We start from the raw sequence: 17,231 nt of genomic DNA on the forward strand, positions 1-17,231 counted from the left end.
AAATGTTACTATGATTGTTTTTACACAAAAAACCATAAACGGAAGTTAGTGAGTATAAATTATTTACCATAAAAAAATAATACCAGTAATGCGGCTCCCCAGCGCTGAACCCTTACAAGTATAAAACATTAGGAATGAGTTTGTTCTGGTAATGATATACGTTTAAAACGCAAATTGCCCTTTTTTACTAAAAAAATGTTTGCCACAATCGTTTCCTGTTTGCTTATTTGCAACCCCAAAAAAGGAGTACTGGTAGCGTTTGAATGCGATTTACCGTCATAAATACGAACTAATTCAATGACAGCATCCCAATTTATTGCTCCTATTGTAGGAGTCAGTGAGCGTCAGGCCCACAACACGATTACATTATTTGATGAAGGAGCCACGGTCCCGTTCATTGCGCGTTACCGTAAAGAAATGACCGGACAACTTGACGAAGTCCAAATCAACGCCATTAAAGAGCAATATCAGAAATTTCAGGAGGTTTTGAAGCGCCGAGAGGCCATGTTGAAGAGCATCGAAGAGCAGGGGAAACTCACGCCCGAACTGCGCAAACGTCTCGAAGAAACCTACGTTATGCAAACGTTGGAAGATATTTATTTGCCTTACAAACAAAAGCGTAAAACCCGTGCTTCGATGGCCATTGAAAAAGGCCTTGAACCCTTGGCACAGGTGATTTTTGCGGGAAAAGAAGCCAATCCTGAGCGCAAAGCCGAGCAGTTCTTGAACGATAAAGTTACCACCATCGACGACGCCTTGCAGGGCGCGCGGGATATTATGGCCGAGTGGATGTCTGAAAATGTGGATGCCCGAAATAAAATTCGTTATGCTTTTGAACGTACGGCGCAAGTTTCGTCTAAAGTAAAGAAAAACAAGCAAGAAGAAGGGGCAAAATACCGTGATTATTTTGATTTCAGCGAGCCGCTCAACAAAATTCCGTCGCACCGATTGTTGGCACTGCGTCGCGGCGAAGAAGAGGGTTTTTTGAGCGTAGATATTTCGCCCGATGAAGAAATGGCCATCGACCTTCTCGACCGCCTGTTTATCAAGGGGTTGCCCGCCTGCAAAGACCAACTGGAACTCACGGTTTCGGACGCTTACAAACGCCTTTTGAAGCCCGGCATCGAAACCGAATTTGCCAATAACTCAAAAGAAAAAGCCGACCGCTACGCCATTCAGGTCTTCACCGAAAACCTGCGTCAATTGCTGTTGGCGTCGCCTTTGGGCCAGAAACGGGTGTTGGCCATTGACCCAGGATACCGCACGGGCTGCAAAGTTGTATGCTTGGATTCGCAGGGAAATCTTTTGGCTGATACCGTTATTTATCCGTTCGACAAAGCGATGGAAGCGGAAGCTACCGTTAAAAGTTACCTCCAAAAATACCAAATTGACGCCATCGCCATCGGAAATGGCACCGCTGGCCGCGAAACCGAAGATTTTATTAAAAGAATCATCGCTGCCCAATCTTCCGAGAAAACCGTAGGGTTATTTATGGTTTCGGAGCAAGGCGCTTCCATCTATTCCGCCTCTGACGTAGCGCGGGAGGAATTTCCGACCAAGGACGTCACCGTTCGCGGGGCCATTTCCATTGGTCGCCGATTGATGGACCCCTTGGCTGAATTGGTGAAAATCGACCCCAAATCCATCGGTGTGGGCCAATACCAACACGATGTGGATCAGGGAATGCTCAAAACGGCACTGGATACCGTGGTAGAAAGTTGCGTAAACTCCGTAGGGGTCAACCTCAACACTGCCAGTAAACATTTGTTGCAATACGTCTCGGGTTTGGGGGCATCTTTAGCAAAAAATATTGTGGAATACCGCGCCCAAAATGGTGATTTTAAATCCCGTCAGCAGTTGATGAAAGTGCCGCGTTTGGGTGGTAAAGCTTTTGAACAGTGCGCTGGTTTTTTGCGCATCGAAAATGCTGCTAATCCGTTGGACAATAGTGCTGTACACCCCGAAAGTTACCCCGTGGTGGAAAAAATGGCCAAAGATTTGGGCACCAACGTGGCCGAATTGATGAAGAAGCCCGAACTTCGCCGTCAAATCAACCCGCAGAAATATGTAGGCGAAACCGTCGGTTTGCTGACGTTGCAGGACATTCTCAAAGAATTGGAAAAACCCTCCCGCGACCCACGCGAAGCCATCACCGCCTTTGAGTTTGACAGCCGCGTGCGCAAACCCGAAGACTTGCACGAAGGGATGATTTTGCCCGGTATTGTCACCAACATTACTGCTTTTGGCGCATTTGTGGATATTGGCGTCAAGCAAGACGGCTTGGTTCACGTCTCCCAAATGGCAAATCGTTTCATCAAAGACCCCAATGAGGTGGTCAAACTACAACAACACGTCACGGTCAAAGTGGTGGAAGTAGACTTGTCGCGGAAACGGATTGCGTTGACGATGAAATTTTAGTTGTTTACGTCGGTGAGGGCTGGGCGCCCCCGTTCAAAACCTCGCCGACGTTTTCTCAGCCATGTTCCGCATAGCCTGCCTGATATGCCGTTCATCATGGGCGATGATAAATTGGAATACATCACCCAGCTTTAGCGTGATAAAACGCGCAATGGAAATGGGAATTCGAATGGAGTTCAGGTCAGCTGAACGAGCTTCTTTTAGAAAAATTAGCAAATTTTCCTGTTGCTGAATGAATTCGGCCACTACCGCATAAGCATCTAAGTCGGGTGCGGGAATGTGCCCTTTAAACGCTTTGTATTTCTTTTTGCCCGTTTCGGGGTCCATCATTTTGATGAAATAAGCCCCAAGCCAAGAACTTTTAAAGGTGTCTTTGGGTGGCAAGTGAACGTTTTTTGCAATCCCTTGCTGAATTTTTGGCAGATAATAGTGCCCGTAACTATTGAGGTGGTCAAGACACTGCGCGATGCTCCAGCCACCGTTGGAGGCGGGCTGGAGCAAATCGTGCGCGGTCATGTTTTGAAAATGCCGGATAGCCTGCTGTAAGTGGCCATCCACGAGGTGTTCGAGGCTGTTCAATAATTGTTCTTTGGGGAGTGTTTCCATGGCTGTTGTTTTTATGGTCACAAAATTGGGGCGTTTTGCCAAAACAATTATTGGTATTTACCAAGATTTAATCCATTTTCACTTTGTTCATAAGTTTGCTAAAATTGGTGGCATCCATGCCCAGATAATTGGCCAGATACTTGTGCGGAACCAATTGTAAAATATGAGGACTGCGTTGCAAAAGCCGCCGGAAACGTTCTTCGGTACTGAAGCATTGCAATTCAACGAGTCGCTCCAGTACTCCCGTAAGTGCCCCTGTAATGCCCTGTCTGATAAGAAGTTCAATGGAATCGTGCGATTTCATTAACGTCTGCAAGTCGTGATAAGAAGCCCGTAAAAAGACGGAAGCGGTGAGGGTTTCGTAAGAATAACGCGACGGTTGTTGTAACATCAGCGCGTCGAGTACCCCGCCAAAAGAAGGGGCATAAGTAAAAACCAGCGTTGCTTCGCGGTGTTGTTCGTCATAATAATAAACGCGCTGTACGCCTTCAACCACAAAATACAAATACTTTTCCTTGTCGCCAGCCGACGTAATCACCTCTTTGCGTTTGGCCGAAAAAGGTTTCCAAAGTTTAGAAAAAGCATCCCATTCTTCCTCCGAAAGCGGCTGAATCGAAAGCGTAAGTTGTTTTAAGGAATCAAAAGCACTTTGCATGGTTTTAGGGTTGATTTCTACGTAGAAGTTCAGGCCGCCAATTCCTCTTTTTTGGGTTGTTTGGCCATTTCGCCAAAGTACTTATCTTTTAGTTTTAAAATGGGTTTTTCAATATATTCAAAAGAGAGAGCCGCCACGGCAAAAGTGGCTAAAAAATTTAAACAAACGACCCACAACTCAAATCGGTTGGGGGTTAATCCAAAAGCATTAAGCCCTTTTAAGAGGGCTGAAGCAGCCAAAAAATGATAAATATAAATCCCGTAGCTGATTTTACCAGTGTAATTAATAAGGGGATGTATACTGATTTTTGTTAACGTTTTGGAGGGATAATAAATGCCCCACGCAATAAACCAGACGGAAAACAGTGAAACAAACGTTCGTTCGGTAATTCGATAAAGGTTATTGTAAAGTGAGTAATAATTGAAATCTAGCGCATTTTTCGAAATGTTATAATAGCCGGGCATACTGCATAAATAAAGAAAAATTAATATGCCTAAAAGGGCTTTATTGGCCAATAGCTTCTTTAGTTGGTGGGGGTGCTTATAATGATAATACGAGATTAGCGCCCCAATGCCAAAACAATCAATGCAACATTCGGTCGTGTAGTGATTATAGGTAAAAGGAAGCTCCAATGAAAAATACCAAAGTCGTATGGCCAACCCCGCAATGGACAAAAAAATAAAAAAAAGCTTATGAAAACGATTGGGTATCAGGTAAATAAACAGTGGAAGAAAAATATAAAATTGTTCCTGAACTGCCAATGACCACGTTTGGATGTAGTGTATGGGATTGGTAATGGGGTCTTTGTGGTAAGCAATGACGTAGTTTTGCGTAAACGTTAGAAAATTGATAATGTACTCACGAAAATGATTCCGATTTACAATGACATAAACCAACAGAATCAATAGATAGACGGGCAGCGTTCTCAATAACCGTCGTGCCAAAAAGCGGCTTGTAGTGTACCAATATGATGTCTTGTTTTCTTTCCCTTTTAACAAAGGCCCTGTCAACAAAAAACCGGAAAGCACAAACGCGATGGTGCTGCCGAATGGTAAAAAAGCAAAGGGGTTTTCGGCCACCCAGTGGTGCAGCAAGACGATAAAAACAAAAACTACCCTCAATAAGTCTAGGTGTGGAAAGTACTGACGTTGAGTCATTTAGAAATGGTGTACGCCCAATGATACTTTGATAACTGTCTGTTAACTATAAGATTAACAGGTACTTGTCAAAAACGGTGTGGAAATTATATACCAATCGGGGCGTGTATCAATTGGTATATAACTTTTGCCAAAGGAACTATTTCTAAAAAGAAAAGCCAAGAAAAACTGGAAATAGTTATCAAACGGTTGTTCGCCTAAAATGCCGTATGACCCATGGGCTGACTTTTGCGAATATTTACGCAAGAAATTGAGCCTCCGTTGCATAAACGGAGAGTGAAGAAATAAAAGTATGACTTTTAGTGAGGCCTTCTTATCACAGAATAGGCTGCCTAATCAACATCTTTAACGCAGCGAAACCCCACATTGTACCGGCTTATTTTTTCGGGATGTAAATAATACCGATGCGTAGTACGGGTCAAGGCTTGGTCGTTGAAATTAGAACCGCCGCGCATTACTTTGTAGGTTTCGCCGTACTGTTCCATGGGAGTGTCATTGCCGGGATAAGGTCTGTACCAGTCGGCGGTCCATTCCCACACACTGCCGGCCATGTCAAAGCAGCCGTAAGGGCTTTCTGGCTTGGCAATTGAACCGCCTCTCGATGTTTTTTGGTCCCAAACCACAAAAGATTCATCGTAATAATTACCCCACGGGAAAACACGTCCGTCGGTACCCCGCGCGGCTTTTTCCCATTCTTTTTCGGTAGGTAGGCGTTTTTTTGCCCATTTGGCGTAGGCCGTTGCTTGGTGCCATGTTACGATTGCCGCGTTGTTTTCTCTACCCGCTAGAAATTTGAATTCGGGGTCAAATTGGGCAAATTCGGCATTGCTTACTTCGTATTTATCAATAAAGAAGGCGTTGGTTTCGGCCATTTGTTGGGGGCGCTCGTCGGGGTCGCCGTAGTGGCTACCCATGATAAAAGCGCCAGCAGGTACATACACCATCCCTTTGGGTGGGGTAGGTTGGGCCAACGTTGATTGCCCGATCACGAAACTGAAGCACAGCGCGTAAATGTATTTTTTCATCTTTGATTTCTTTACCATTTTGGGTCAATTAAACCATAATACCTGCCAAACCAGTAGTTGCGAATCATGGCGGCGGCGGTGCCCTCTTCTTCCGATTTTACCGTTTTTGTGCCGCCACCCTTCATCGGAATCTTGAACTCCCGCGTTTGGCGCTCAAATCCCCACATATCTTTGATGGCCTTCTTGCGCTCTTCGGTCATGATTTCTTCGCCCGTGAGGGTCTGATAGACCATGATAAACCAGATGTTGCTTTCCCAATCGAAGTTAATTGTTTTCCAATCTTCCCAGTGGCGGTTTAGACTCATACGGTACTTGTTTAAAAGGTTTCGGTCTTTTTCGTAGCGCATGAGCATGTACAGGGAGCGGGCTGCGTGGTAATCGTCGCCCACGTTTCGCCATTCTGCCGGAAAGAGCATTTTGGCTTTCAACTGTTCGTCGTCGTAGTGGTAACGGTCGATAAGCATGTGATAGGCAGCATTGTAGCGTTCTTTGCCTGTGATGCGGTGCGCTACTTTGAGGCCCATCAGCATCTTCAACGAATTGAGCGGCTGGTGCGGTAGGTCAGGGCAAAAATTGCCCCACATCGTCATTTTGCCATCAAGGTCGGTGAGTTTAAAATTATTGTCAACGACGCGCCCCATGAACCGGTCGAGCAATCCCGCCGCTTTTTGTTTGTAAGCATCATCGGCGCAGAGTTCCCAGAAGGTGCCAACCCCGTAACATATCGAAGTAAATTTATCCGAACTCAAATCTCCCAACCAACGATAACCCGGTAGAGAAGTGGACTTGTGCCACTCGTGGTACCACAGAACTTCTTCGTGCCACAGCGGCTCGTCGGTTTGGTTAAAGCTTCGGGCCACCAATCCGGGCACGCCTGTTACTTCCTCAAGTTTGAGCACGGCCTCAAAGATTTGGTTGGCAATGTCGCGGTCTTTGGGGTCTTTGGTGAGCGCGTATTTGTGCGAATAGGCTGCCAGCATTTCGGAGGTAGGGTCCAGACAATCGGCCTGTGAACCCACAATCGGGCGCTCCAATCCCGCTGGTGGGAAGATAACGTGCTGCATAATGGCACCTTCATTCCAGTGGTTGCCGCGCATCAATTGATCAAACAACTCTACCTTGACGTGGAGTGGGTCGGTCTTTTTGGGGAATTGATTCACTTTTTGCCCCCACGAATCTGTACGACTAGTGAGGTAGAAAAACATAAAAAGCAACAACAGTGCGCGTAGAAGCATGAAAAAGTCTAAGGTTGAGGGTGTTTTCCTGAAATACTGCCCAAAGGCCTTAACAGGCCACTGTCAACCCTCATTATCTTATTTGGTTTTCAAATCCTGTAAATAGAATTCGTCCACCTCTTTGTTTTCTTGCCATGTGTATTCAATTTCGTAGGCTATTTTTCGGGCCAAGTCAATGCCGTGCCGATCGCTGATAAAACCCAGCGTCATGTCCATGCCAGCCGATATTCCCGCTGAAGTGTAAAACTTGCCGTCCACGGTCCAGCGGGCTTTTTTTACCCAATTGACCTTGGGCCCCTGCGACGTGGCCCAGTCGTAGGCGCGTTTATTTGAGGTAGCGACAATTCCGTTCAGTTGCCCTGTTTTGGCCAGCAGTGCCGAGCCAGTACAAACTGTCAGGGTATAAACGGAGGTGGAAGAAAGGGCTTTGATTTTTGAGAGCAGTGCTTCGTGCTCTACTTCTTTGCGCGTTCCTTGTCCGCCGGGAATGAGGAAAATGTCCAATTTTTCGTCTTCAGGCAGCTTTTTCGTGACAATTTTTACGTTTTGCGTGCTTGAAATGATTCCGCCTTCTAAAGAATAAAACTCGATTTTATATAAATCTTTCAACCGCCCGAAGACCTCCACGGGTCCAAATACATCCAAGGTTTCGAAGTTATTGAAAAGTAAAATCCCAATCGTTTTGGGCTGGGCTTTGGTGGTGTCGACAACCGCACCTGACTGCGAAAAAGCAGTAAAATAAGATATTACCAATAAGGCCGACAAAAATTGTTTTTTCGTAAAAAGAGCGTTCATGATGAAGTAAAATGTTAAGGGTTGCCCAAAGATACAAAAGGAAAGCTTCTCCTTGGGCTGTGTCATCGCTGTCCAGATGGAATTTATGACTTTTCCGACTTCGTTGTTCTTATGACCAAGAATTACCCAGCCGTTGCGGGAGATTTACCGCCCAGAAAGCTTTTGTACATCAACGGTCGGGTTATTCACCTTCCAGATGTATCCCCATGAAAAAGCACCTTTTTGTATTCTTATGGGCCACTTGTTCGGCTCCACTTTTTGCCCAAAATGAAGGGTTAATCAACACCGCCAAAAGCCCCTTCGCAAAACTTTATTCGCCAGGAATGTCAGACGTTCAGTGGACGGGTGGTTTTTGGGCCGATCGCTTTCGGGTATGTAAAGAAACGATGGTTCCGCACCTGTGGAAGGTCTACACAGACCCCAATATCAGTCATTCGTTCCGTAATTTTGAAATCGCCGCTGGGGTAGCGGAGGGTAATTTTAAAGGGCCGTCGTTTCATGACGGTGATTTTTACAAAACCTTTGAAGCCGTGGCCAGCCTCTATGCAGCCACCAAAGACCCTGCATGGGACGCCATCATGGACAAGGCCATTGACATCATGGCCCAAGCCCAGCGCGAAGACGGGTACATTTATACCAAAGCCATCATTGAGCAAAAGAAAACAGGGAAGACCAAGCTGTTTGAAGATAAACTCAGTTTTGAAGCCTACAACTTCGGCCACCTCATGACCGCGGCCTGTGTTCATCACCGGGCTACGGGTAAAAACACATTGCTGGATATTGCCAAGAAATCCGCCGATTTTCTGATTGGTTTTTACAAAGTGGCCACGCCCGAACAAGCCCGCAATGCGCTCTGCCCCGCGCATTATATGGGGCTGACGGAATTGTACCGCACTACGCGTGAAAAAAAATACCTTGATCTGGTCACTTATCTCATCAACATCAAAGGCACGACCGAAGGGACCGACGACAACCAAGACCGTATTCCGTTTCGGCAGCAAACGGTGGCCATGGGGCACGCCGTGCGCGGCACTTATCTTTATGCTGGGGTGGCAGATGTGTATGCCGAAACTGGTGAAGATTCGCTGATGCGCTCGCTGAATCTGATTTGGGACAACCTCACCCAACGAAAAATGTACGTGACGGGGGCCTGTGGTGCGCTTTTTGACGGAGTATCACCCTACGGGACTTCTTATAAGCCTAACGATGTACAAAAAACGCATCAGGCGTTTGGGCGGGACTATCAACTGCCCAACGTCAGCGCCCACAACGAAACTTGCGCCAACATTGGCAATGTGCTTTTCAACCGACGGATGTTTACACTCACGGGCGACGCAAAGTACATCGACGTCGTGGAATTGGCGTTATACAACAGTGTATTGTCGGGCATTAGCCTTTCGGGAGATGCCTTTTTTTATACCAATCCGTTGAGTGCCTCCAACGACTTTCCGTACCAACTCCGTTGGATGGGGGGGCGCCTTCCGTACATTCGCATTTCCAATTGTTGTCCACCCAATACCGTACGTACCATTACAGAAGTGAGCGACTACGCCTACAGTCTGAGCGACAATGCCGTTTGGTGTAACCTGTTTGGCAGCAGTCAATTACATACATCTCTCAAAAACGGACAGTCGTTGCATTTACAACAAGAAAGCAATTATCCCTGGGACGGCAATGTGAAGATGACGGTAAACCAAGCACCTGCCGCCCCATTCCAAATCAAATTGCGTCTGCCGGGTTGGTGTGCAGAAGCCAAATTGATGATTAACGGTAAAGCAACTGATTTTACCGTTGAAAAGGGATACGTAACGCTTCAGCGTTCGTGGAAAAAAGGAGATGTCATTCAATGGACTCTGGAAATGCCCGTTGAACTGCTAGAATCCAACCCCTTGGTGGAAGAAAATCGTAATCAAATAGCCGTAAAACGAGGCCCCATTGTGTATTGTGCTGAATCAAATGATATGCCCGCCAACACAAGGGTATTTGATATTGCCTTGCCTGCAAACATGGCCTTTCAACCCGTTTTCGTGTCCATCGGCAATAGTTCGGTCATGGGTTTGGAGGGAAATGCCGTGGTAATTAACGAACAAAAATGGCAAAACCAACTCTACCGACCCCTATCCAAAAGTAAAAAAACGTTGCCCTTGCGACTGATTCCGTATTACGCATGGGCCAACAGAGGCCCTTCCGAAATGACGGTTTGGCTGCCAGTGGTACGGTAGGTGGGAGATTTTTTAGAAGGGAAGGGGCACAAAACACAATAAGAGAATAATCTTAAAACATCCCCAAGCGAAGGGTATTTTCAACTTCGCTTGGGGATGTTTTTTTATTGAAAATCATCTTACGCATTTACTTTTTTTATCCAGTTCAATACGTACTCGGCTACTTCTTCCCAGCCTTTTTCGCCCGCAATAAAGTGGCTTCGCCCTGCAAACTCCTTAAAATCGGTTGTACTATTGCTATCCTTGTACGAACCTGCAATTCGCTTTGTAAAGGATGATGAAAAGATATTGTCTTTTTCTCCTCCAATAAACAACAAGGGATTGTGGGGCTTTTTGAAATCAATTTTGGCAAACGATGCAAGAAGCGTGTCACGCGCAATTTTTCTGCTTTCGGGTACGGCAATTTGATCAAACAGCAAATCACTTTCTTCCTTGGTGTAGTTATTGAAAAAAGCGCGGTGGTACCACTCTCTGCTTCCCAAAAAAGCCTCGTTGCCCTTGAAGAAATTGACCACGGGCAGTACAATTTTGACGGTGGCCCAAGGTGCTAATACGTTTTTTGGAGGCGCTCCGTCGATACTTACACCCGCAACGGCTTTGTCCATTTCGATCAATTTTTGAACGACCAAGCCAGCCAATGAGTGCCCAACGACGATTGGTTTTTCGGGTAACGTGTCAATCAATTTTACGATGTTCATCACCACATCTTCAAATCCTGTTTGGGTGAGGTCGGGGTGGATATTGCTGCGAAGTTGGGCTGGAGTACCTTCGTGGCCAGGGTTGGCAGGCGTATATACTTTATATCCTTGCGATTCAAAATACGTTTTCCATTGCGCCCAGCTTGTATTGTTTACAAATAGTCCGTGAATAAGTACGATTGTTTTTGTCGATTTCATTGTCGTAAGTGGTTTGTTTTGATGATACAAAGGTGCCACTCACCCACGGCAATAATTTTAACCCAAGTTAAAATCGAACTATTTGCGCGAAAGTCTTTTTCGAATACGGCTTAACGAAGGGCCTTGGATGCCCAAATAAGAAGAAATATGGTACAACGGCACGTTGTTGAAAATATCCGGGTGGTCGTGTATCAAATCTAGGTAGCGTTGTTCGGGCGATTTGAACAAAAATCCCTCCAGTCGAGTCATGGTTACATTGAAGGCTTCCTGCGCCAAAAGCCTTCCGAAGGTTTCCCATTGGTGCGATTGTCGATAAAGCGATAATAAATCAATGATATTGATATAAACGATTGTGGCGTCGGTCAGGGCTTGGGTGTGGTAATCGCAGGGAATTTGATTGATAAAACTCTTGAAAGTGACCAAGAAGCCATGGGAAGAGTACAAAAAAACGTTTTTCTCCTCGCCCGTTTCTTCGTTGACGGTATAAGAACGGAAAGTGCCCGAGGTGACAAACCCTAAATCCTTACAGATGTTGCGGTGAACGTTGTAAAACTCGCCTTTTTTGTACGTTTTATGTTTCCAATACGCGGCCGACAGTTCAAAATTCTCAGCACTCAGGCTGGCAAATTGCTGAAGGGCATATTTCAATTTGTCGATTTCGGTCATTGCTTTTTCTCTCTGTGAATGGGTATCACAAGATAGCAAAATACTTCTAAAATAGTGGCCTGTGAAGGCACAAGGCTACTATGATGTTTGAAGGCTTTGAATCAAGAGGTTTGGCACTCACCGTGTTACAAACACTATGATTATTTTTGGGTTCGGAGTGGCCTACGGAACACTCCGAACAACGGGGGGGTTATTACTTAAAATAGCAACAAATTTTTTGTTTACTTATCAAGCGGTAGTAAGCCGTTCAATTTGAAGTAAAGTAGTGTCCAGTACCCACAAAAAAAGCAGCCCTACCTCGCGGCAGGGCTGCTTTTTATATTTCTAATTCCAAAGAATTACTTCACTTCTTCAAAGTTCACAAACTCACCTTCTTCTTTGCCGTTTGCGTTGGATGCCTGACCCGCGTTAGGGTCTTGCGCTCCTGGCTGGGCACCTGCGCCCTCTGCGCCAGCGGCGTAGATTTCTTGCGAGGCAGCGTTCCATGCTTCTGTGATTTTGGTCATGGCGGCATCGATGGCAACTACGTTGCGGGTGCTGTGTGCGGTGCGAAGTTCTTCGAGCGCTCCTTCGATGGCCGATTTGTTGCCTGCCGAAAGTTTGTCACCGTACTCCTTCAATTGTTTTTCAGTGCTGAAAATCATCGAATCGGCGGCGTTTACTTTCTCGATTTCTTCACGGGCGGCTTTGTCGGCGGCTTCGTTGGCTTTGGCCTCTTCACGCATGCGCTGGATGTCGGCGTCTGACAAACCGCTGGAAGCTTCGATGCGAATCTTCTGCTCTTTGCCGGTGCCTTTGTCTTTGGCGGTTACGTTCAGAATACCGTTGGCGTCTACGTCGAAAGTCACTTCAATTTGTGGTACGCCGCGCGGTGCTGGTGGAATACCGTCTAAGTGGAAACGGCCGAGGGTACGGTTTTGGGTCGCCATCGGGCGCTCTCCTTGCAGCACGTGCAACTCCACCGAAGGTTGGTTGTCGGACGCCGTCGAGAACGTTTCTGATTTCTTGGAAGGAATCGTCGTGTTGGCTTCGATAAGCTTGGTGAATACCCCGCCAAGGGTTTCGATACCAAGCGACAACGGAATCACGTCGAGCAACAATACGTCTTTTACTTCACCCGTCAACACACCACCCTGAATCGCGGCACCAATCGCCACGGCTTCGTCGGGGTTAACGCTCTTGGATGGTTTTCTGCCGAAGAATTTTTCTACTTCTTCTTGCACCCGAGGAATACGGGTCGAACCACCCACTAAGATTACCTCGTCAATTTCCGAAATCTTCAATCCTGAATTGCTCAATGCGCGCTTGCAGGGCTCCATCATGCGCTGGAACAGACGGTCGGCCAATTGTTCAAACTTCGCTTTGGTCAACGAGCGCACCAAGTGCTTAGGAATCCCGTTGACGGGGAAGATATAAGGTAAGTTGATTTCTGATTGGGTCGAGCTTGAAAGTTCGATTTTGGCTTTCTCGGCGGCTTCTTTCAAGCGTTGGAGCGCCATGGCGTCCTGACGCAGGTCGATGCCTTCGTCTTTTTTGAACTCGTCGGCTAGCCAGTCGATGATTACTTGGTCAAAGTCATCACCCCCGAGGTGCGTGTCACCGTCGGTCGATTTTACTTCAAATACGCCATCGCCGAGTTCGAGGATAGATACGTCAAACGTACCACCACCTAGGTCAAATACGGCAATTTTAACGTCTTTTCCTTGCTTGTCGAGGCCGTAAGCCAAGGCAGCGGCGGTAGGCTCGTTGATGATACGTTTTACATCCAGACCCGCAATGATACCCGCTTCTTTGGTTGCCTGACGTTCGGCGTCGTTGAAGTACGCAGGTACGGTAATCACGGCTTCGGTTACGGTTTGTCCGAGATAATCTTCGGCGGTTTGCTTCATTTTGGTCAAAATGTGCGCCGAGATTTGCTGCGGAGTATAGAGGTTTTCACCGATACGAACGCGGGGAGTGTTGTTGGCACCCTGCTCAACGGTGTAGGCTACGGTTTTCATTTCGTTGCTTACTTCGTTGAAGCGTTTTCCCATGAATCGTTTGATTGACGAAATGGTGTTGTTAGGATTGGTAATGGCTTGACGCTTGGCAGGAGCACCTACTTTACGTTCGCCGTTACCATTGTCCATAAAAGCGACTACAGAAGGGGTGGTACGCGCGCCCTCGCTGTTTGCGATTACGACGGGTTCGTTACCTTCCATAACAGCCACGCAAGAGTTGGTAGTACCTAAGTCAATTCCAATTATTTTTCCCATGTCTTTGTTAATTATTAAGCGGTTGGCCGCTGTTGTGAATGAATAGGAGATTGAATGTTTACTTTTTCAATCTGTACGGTCATCATTACACAATGAGCGTGCCAGCCAAAATTTGGGGCTTAAAAGTGACAATTTGGCAGAAAGTCAAACCGTATTTCCGACGACTTTGGCAATTTTTGGGGAACTGGAACGACCAATCGGCAGAGAATACTGGATTGGTGTGGTATCAAACTATTTTTAAGGCCCGTTCCACTCCCTTCTGAAACAGCCGCCCGATGGGCAGTTCGGTGCCGCCAATCTCGATATGGGAGGAAGTATAGGTTTTTATTTTGTCGATGGCGACCAGATAAGAGCGGTGAATCCTGACGAAATGGCTTTCGGGCAGTATTTCTTCCAACGAACTGATGGCCTGTTTTACAACCAAAGAATTGGAATTGGTGGTAGTGATTTTGACGTAATCTTTCAGGCTTTCTACGTACAAAATGTCGTTTGTGAATACTTTTATCATTTTTCGGTCGGCGCGAAAGTATAAAAAAGCGTCTTTATTGGGCTGATATGCCATTTTTTCGGGGTCGATGCTGCCGTTGTTGTCAGACTTTGTCAGTTTGGCCACGGCCTTTAAAAAACGGTCGAAAGAAATGGGTTTGAGCAGATAATCCGTGACATCCAAGTCAAAACCATCTACGGCGTACTCGCGGTAGGCGGTAGTGAAGATAATTTTGGGGGGATGCCGCAGACTGCGCACAAAGTCGGTTCCGAGTAGTTGTGGCATTTTGATGTCCAGAAACAGCACGTCAATTTGTTTATCCTGCAACAGGCTAAAAGCGTGGATTGCGTTTTCGCATTTACCCACCAATTCCAAATTTTCGACCAATCTGACGTATGATTCGAGTACCGCTAAGGCCTCGGGTTCATCATCGACCAACAGGCAATTCATTTTCATGGTAGTAGGGGTGTTTAGGAGGGGTATGTTCGTTGAGGGCGATTTCGAGCTTTACCAAAAACAATTCTTCTTCGGGCAGTATTTTTAGGGTATAGTGCGCTGGATAAAGCGAGTCAAGTCGTTTGATGACGTTTTGAAACATGAGTTCGGGTGTGGCATGGGGCGGTGTGCCGTGGATAATTTTAAACTTCAACCACCCCTCTGTAACCCTTAAATCAATACTTACCCAAGCCTGTTCCAGCGACGTATCTTCTTTGAAGGCGTTTTCCACGAAAGGCAGCAACAGCAGGGGGGGGATGTATTTTTCGTCGATTTCGCCCGCGAAGTTGAGCGAGACTTCTAAGTTGTTTTGCGCGTGGGTTTTGGCCAAATACACGTAGTTATGAATCATCTCAATTTCTTTTGGGAGCAACACTTCCTCCTTTTGGCTATCGTAGAGGAGGTAGCTCAGAAAATGGGAAAGATGCAGCACCACTTCGGGCGATTTTTTCGATTTTAGGAGCGTGAGTGTATGGAGGTGATTTAGGGTATTGAACAGAAAATCGGGATTGATTTGGGCTTTTAGCAATTGTAGTTCGGCCGTTATTTTTTCGGTGGCTAGTCGTTCGCTTTCGGCCTGCATCCGCAGCCAATGCTGGAGTATTTTGAGCCCACCTGCAAACATCCCGACGAAAACAAAATAGTAAGCCAGCTGCTGCCGAAAGGCCGATTCTTCAAAAATACAGCTACAAAAAGGTCGGGTAGGTTGCCCAACCAAAAGGGGGTGAATGGTGCTTTGATAAAGTTCTCTAAAAATCAGGGTAAACAAGGCCGTCAAATAAATTAACGCAATGAGCATCGCTACGCCCGTGACAAATTTTCGATTGGTAAAGAAAGGCAGAACTACGTAGAGGAAAATGTAAGTGTAGAGGAGAAAAACGGGGAATTGGGAAAAAAGTAAGCCATTAAAAATTTCTTGCCAAGCGTAATCGTCGCTACCTGGGGAGATGAGTTGTAGCAACAAAATAAATGTAAAAATACTACCCCAAAAAAGGCCATGTCGAAAGAGTCGGCTTTGTTGAAATAACGTTTGCATAGACGTTAGTTGGTAGCAATGTTACAACGGTTTAGGTAAGGGCTATCCGGAGCCACACGGTAAATTTTTCACTTTGAGAATCAACTTTTAGCTCGTACTGCTGTCGGTAAATTAAATCTAATCTTTTTTTGACGTTTTTGAGGCCGATACCCCCGATATTGTTGTTGTGAGGCTCATTGCTGGGGTCATTTTGGCTGTTTACAAGTTCGAAAAACAGAAATTTCTCTTTGACAATCAGATGAAGGTCAATGTAGGCTTGGCTTACCTGTTCGGCGGCTCCGTGCTTAAAGGCATTTTCTACAAAAGGAATCAACAACAAGGGCGCAATTTTCTGGTCGGCTAAATCACCCAAAAACTGGGTTTTAATGGTCAGCCTTGGTCCGTACCGCAGGCGTTCGAGTGCGATATAGTCTTGGAGAACCGCTATTTCTTTGGTCAGAGGCACTTCAGGAGCGTTGCATTCATAAAGCATATAGTGAAGTAATCCCGAGAGTTTGAGCACAATTTCGGAGGCTGTGCTCGACTGTTTTTGCGTGAGCGAATAGAGGTTATTGAGCGTATTGAATAAAAAATGCGGGTGCACCTGCGATTTGAGGAGTTGCAGTTCAATGGTGCGGGTTTCGTGGGTGAGTTGTTGGTTGGCGCGTTCCTTTTGGTATTGGTAGCGCAGTATTTTAGGAATCGCTGCCACAAAAGCAATCGCGTTGGTCAGCATATAACTATTAACGGTAAAGGCTACACGGTAGGTTGAATGTTCGGGAACGGGCATGGCACGGGTTCGGAAAGGAATAAAGACAAAATAGCGAAAGAGAAAATTGCCTAACAATCCCAGCAACAGCCAGATAATCAGAAGGATAAGGGCGGTTTTGTGGCGCTTTTTGAAAAACCAAGGAATAATGCCGTACAGCAACACATAGGCCATAAATATTTGATAAGGCATCCATACCAAGGTATTTTGAATACTTAGAATCAATGGAAAATTATGATTATAACCGACCCCAACGGAGATGATGGTATTAAAAATAATCCAGAAAGCGACGTGCCTCAGTAGCCAATTTTGCCAAGGATGACTCGGATTGTCTTCTAATAAATTCATGGGAATCTATCGCCTTAAGCGTTTGAAGGGCTGAATAAATCAGGGCAAAATCAACTGATATGAAAGGTAATTTAATGAAAAAGCAATGAAACATCAACGAAAAGCTTCAATTATCGCTGAACGACGCTTTTTCGTCGCTAAACGGCATTGACCGTCGCTTAAAGTTGTTCGTAATTCTCAACAAGTC

Annotated in this window: 14 protein-coding genes; 2 read left to right on the forward strand and 12 right to left on the reverse strand. The window is 46.0% G+C overall.

The genetic code is table 11. The annotated features are described in order from the left end of the window. The first annotated feature begins 297 nt into the window (after window positions 1–297). Window positions 298–2,418: a Tex family protein gene (locus GVN20_RS13505; RefSeq protein ID WP_166558846.1), complete on the forward strand. Its 2,121-nt coding sequence runs from the start codon at window positions 298–300 to the stop codon at window positions 2,416–2,418. A gap of 33 nt (window positions 2,419–2,451) precedes the next feature. On the opposite strand, the gene GVN20_RS13510 is transcribed toward GVN20_RS13505, so the two are convergent. The 6 genes from GVN20_RS13510 to GVN20_RS13535 all read right to left on the reverse strand — a co-directional run bounded on the left by GVN20_RS13510 (window position 2,452) and on the right by GVN20_RS13535 (window position 7,891). Beyond that, a complete protein-coding gene (locus GVN20_RS13510; RefSeq protein ID WP_166558847.1) occupies window positions 2,452–3,024 on the reverse strand; it encodes a DinB family protein in 573 nt (190 codons plus the stop codon). A gap of 67 nt (window positions 3,025–3,091) precedes the next feature. Next, window positions 3,092–3,679 carry a Crp/Fnr family transcriptional regulator gene (locus GVN20_RS13515; protein WP_166558848.1) on the reverse strand — a complete coding sequence of 196 codons (588 nt, stop codon included), beginning with the start codon at window positions 3,677–3,679 and terminating at the stop codon, window positions 3,092–3,094. Between the two features lie 29 nt (window positions 3,680–3,708). After that, complete coding sequence (locus GVN20_RS13520; protein ID WP_166558849.1) at window positions 3,709–4,836, reverse strand: acyltransferase; 1,128 nt, start codon at window positions 4,834–4,836, stop codon at window positions 3,709–3,711. 332 nt (window positions 4,837–5,168) lie between these two features. Then, entirely contained in the window at window positions 5,169–5,861 is a 693-nt protein-coding gene (locus GVN20_RS13525) for an SUMF1/EgtB/PvdO family nonheme iron enzyme (RefSeq protein ID WP_166558850.1), read from the reverse strand. Window positions 5,862–5,872: 11 nt separating this feature from the next. Continuing rightward, window positions 5,873–7,096: a hypothetical protein gene (locus GVN20_RS13530; RefSeq protein WP_166558851.1), complete on the reverse strand. Its 1,224-nt coding sequence runs from the start codon at window positions 7,094–7,096 to the stop codon at window positions 5,873–5,875. A gap of 78 nt (window positions 7,097–7,174) precedes the next feature. Continuing rightward, window positions 7,175–7,891 carry a DJ-1/PfpI family protein gene (locus GVN20_RS13535; protein ID WP_166558852.1) on the reverse strand — a complete coding sequence of 239 codons (717 nt, stop codon included), beginning with the start codon at window positions 7,889–7,891 and terminating at the stop codon, window positions 7,175–7,177. A 206-nt stretch (window positions 7,892–8,097) separates the two neighbouring features. On the opposite strand from GVN20_RS13535, the gene GVN20_RS13540 reads away from it, so the two are divergent. Continuing rightward, window positions 8,098–10,113 carry a glycoside hydrolase family 127 protein gene (locus GVN20_RS13540; RefSeq protein ID WP_166558853.1) on the forward strand — a complete coding sequence of 672 codons (2,016 nt, stop codon included), beginning with the start codon at window positions 8,098–8,100 and terminating at the stop codon, window positions 10,111–10,113. Between the two features lie 119 nt (window positions 10,114–10,232). Here GVN20_RS13540 and GVN20_RS13545 read toward each other — a convergent pair whose 3' ends face one another. From GVN20_RS13545 to GVN20_RS13570, 6 genes are all read right to left on the reverse strand, one after another. After that, window positions 10,233–11,009, reverse strand: coding sequence for a carboxylesterase (locus GVN20_RS13545; RefSeq protein ID WP_166558854.1), 777 nt, complete (start codon window positions 11,007–11,009; stop codon window positions 10,233–10,235). A 78-nt stretch (window positions 11,010–11,087) separates the two neighbouring features. Then, complete coding sequence (locus GVN20_RS13550; protein WP_166558855.1) at window positions 11,088–11,675, reverse strand: Crp/Fnr family transcriptional regulator; 588 nt, start codon at window positions 11,673–11,675, stop codon at window positions 11,088–11,090. A 338-nt stretch (window positions 11,676–12,013) separates the two neighbouring features. Further along, window positions 12,014–13,930: a molecular chaperone DnaK gene (gene dnaK / locus GVN20_RS13555; RefSeq protein WP_166558856.1), complete on the reverse strand. Its 1,917-nt coding sequence runs from the start codon at window positions 13,928–13,930 to the stop codon at window positions 12,014–12,016. 226 nt (window positions 13,931–14,156) lie between these two features. After that, on the reverse strand, window positions 14,157–14,873 hold the full coding sequence (locus GVN20_RS13560; protein WP_166558857.1) for a LytTR family DNA-binding domain-containing protein: 717 nt from the start codon (window positions 14,871–14,873) through the stop codon (window positions 14,157–14,159). Continuing rightward, window positions 14,845–15,948: a sensor histidine kinase gene (locus tag GVN20_RS13565; RefSeq protein WP_166558858.1), complete on the reverse strand. Its 1,104-nt coding sequence runs from the start codon at window positions 15,946–15,948 to the stop codon at window positions 14,845–14,847. Before GVN20_RS13565 ends, GVN20_RS13560 begins: the two co-directional genes overlap by 29 nt. Window positions 15,949–15,979: 31 nt before the next feature. Further along, window positions 15,980–17,044, reverse strand: a complete 1,065-nt coding sequence (locus GVN20_RS13570) for a sensor histidine kinase (protein ID WP_166558859.1) — start codon at window positions 17,042–17,044, stop codon at window positions 15,980–15,982. Window positions 17,045–17,231: the final 187 nt, after the last annotated feature.

The organism is Runella sp. CRIBMP (assembly GCF_009905605.1).
Lineage (GTDB): Bacteria > Bacteroidota > Bacteroidia > Cytophagales > Spirosomataceae > Runella.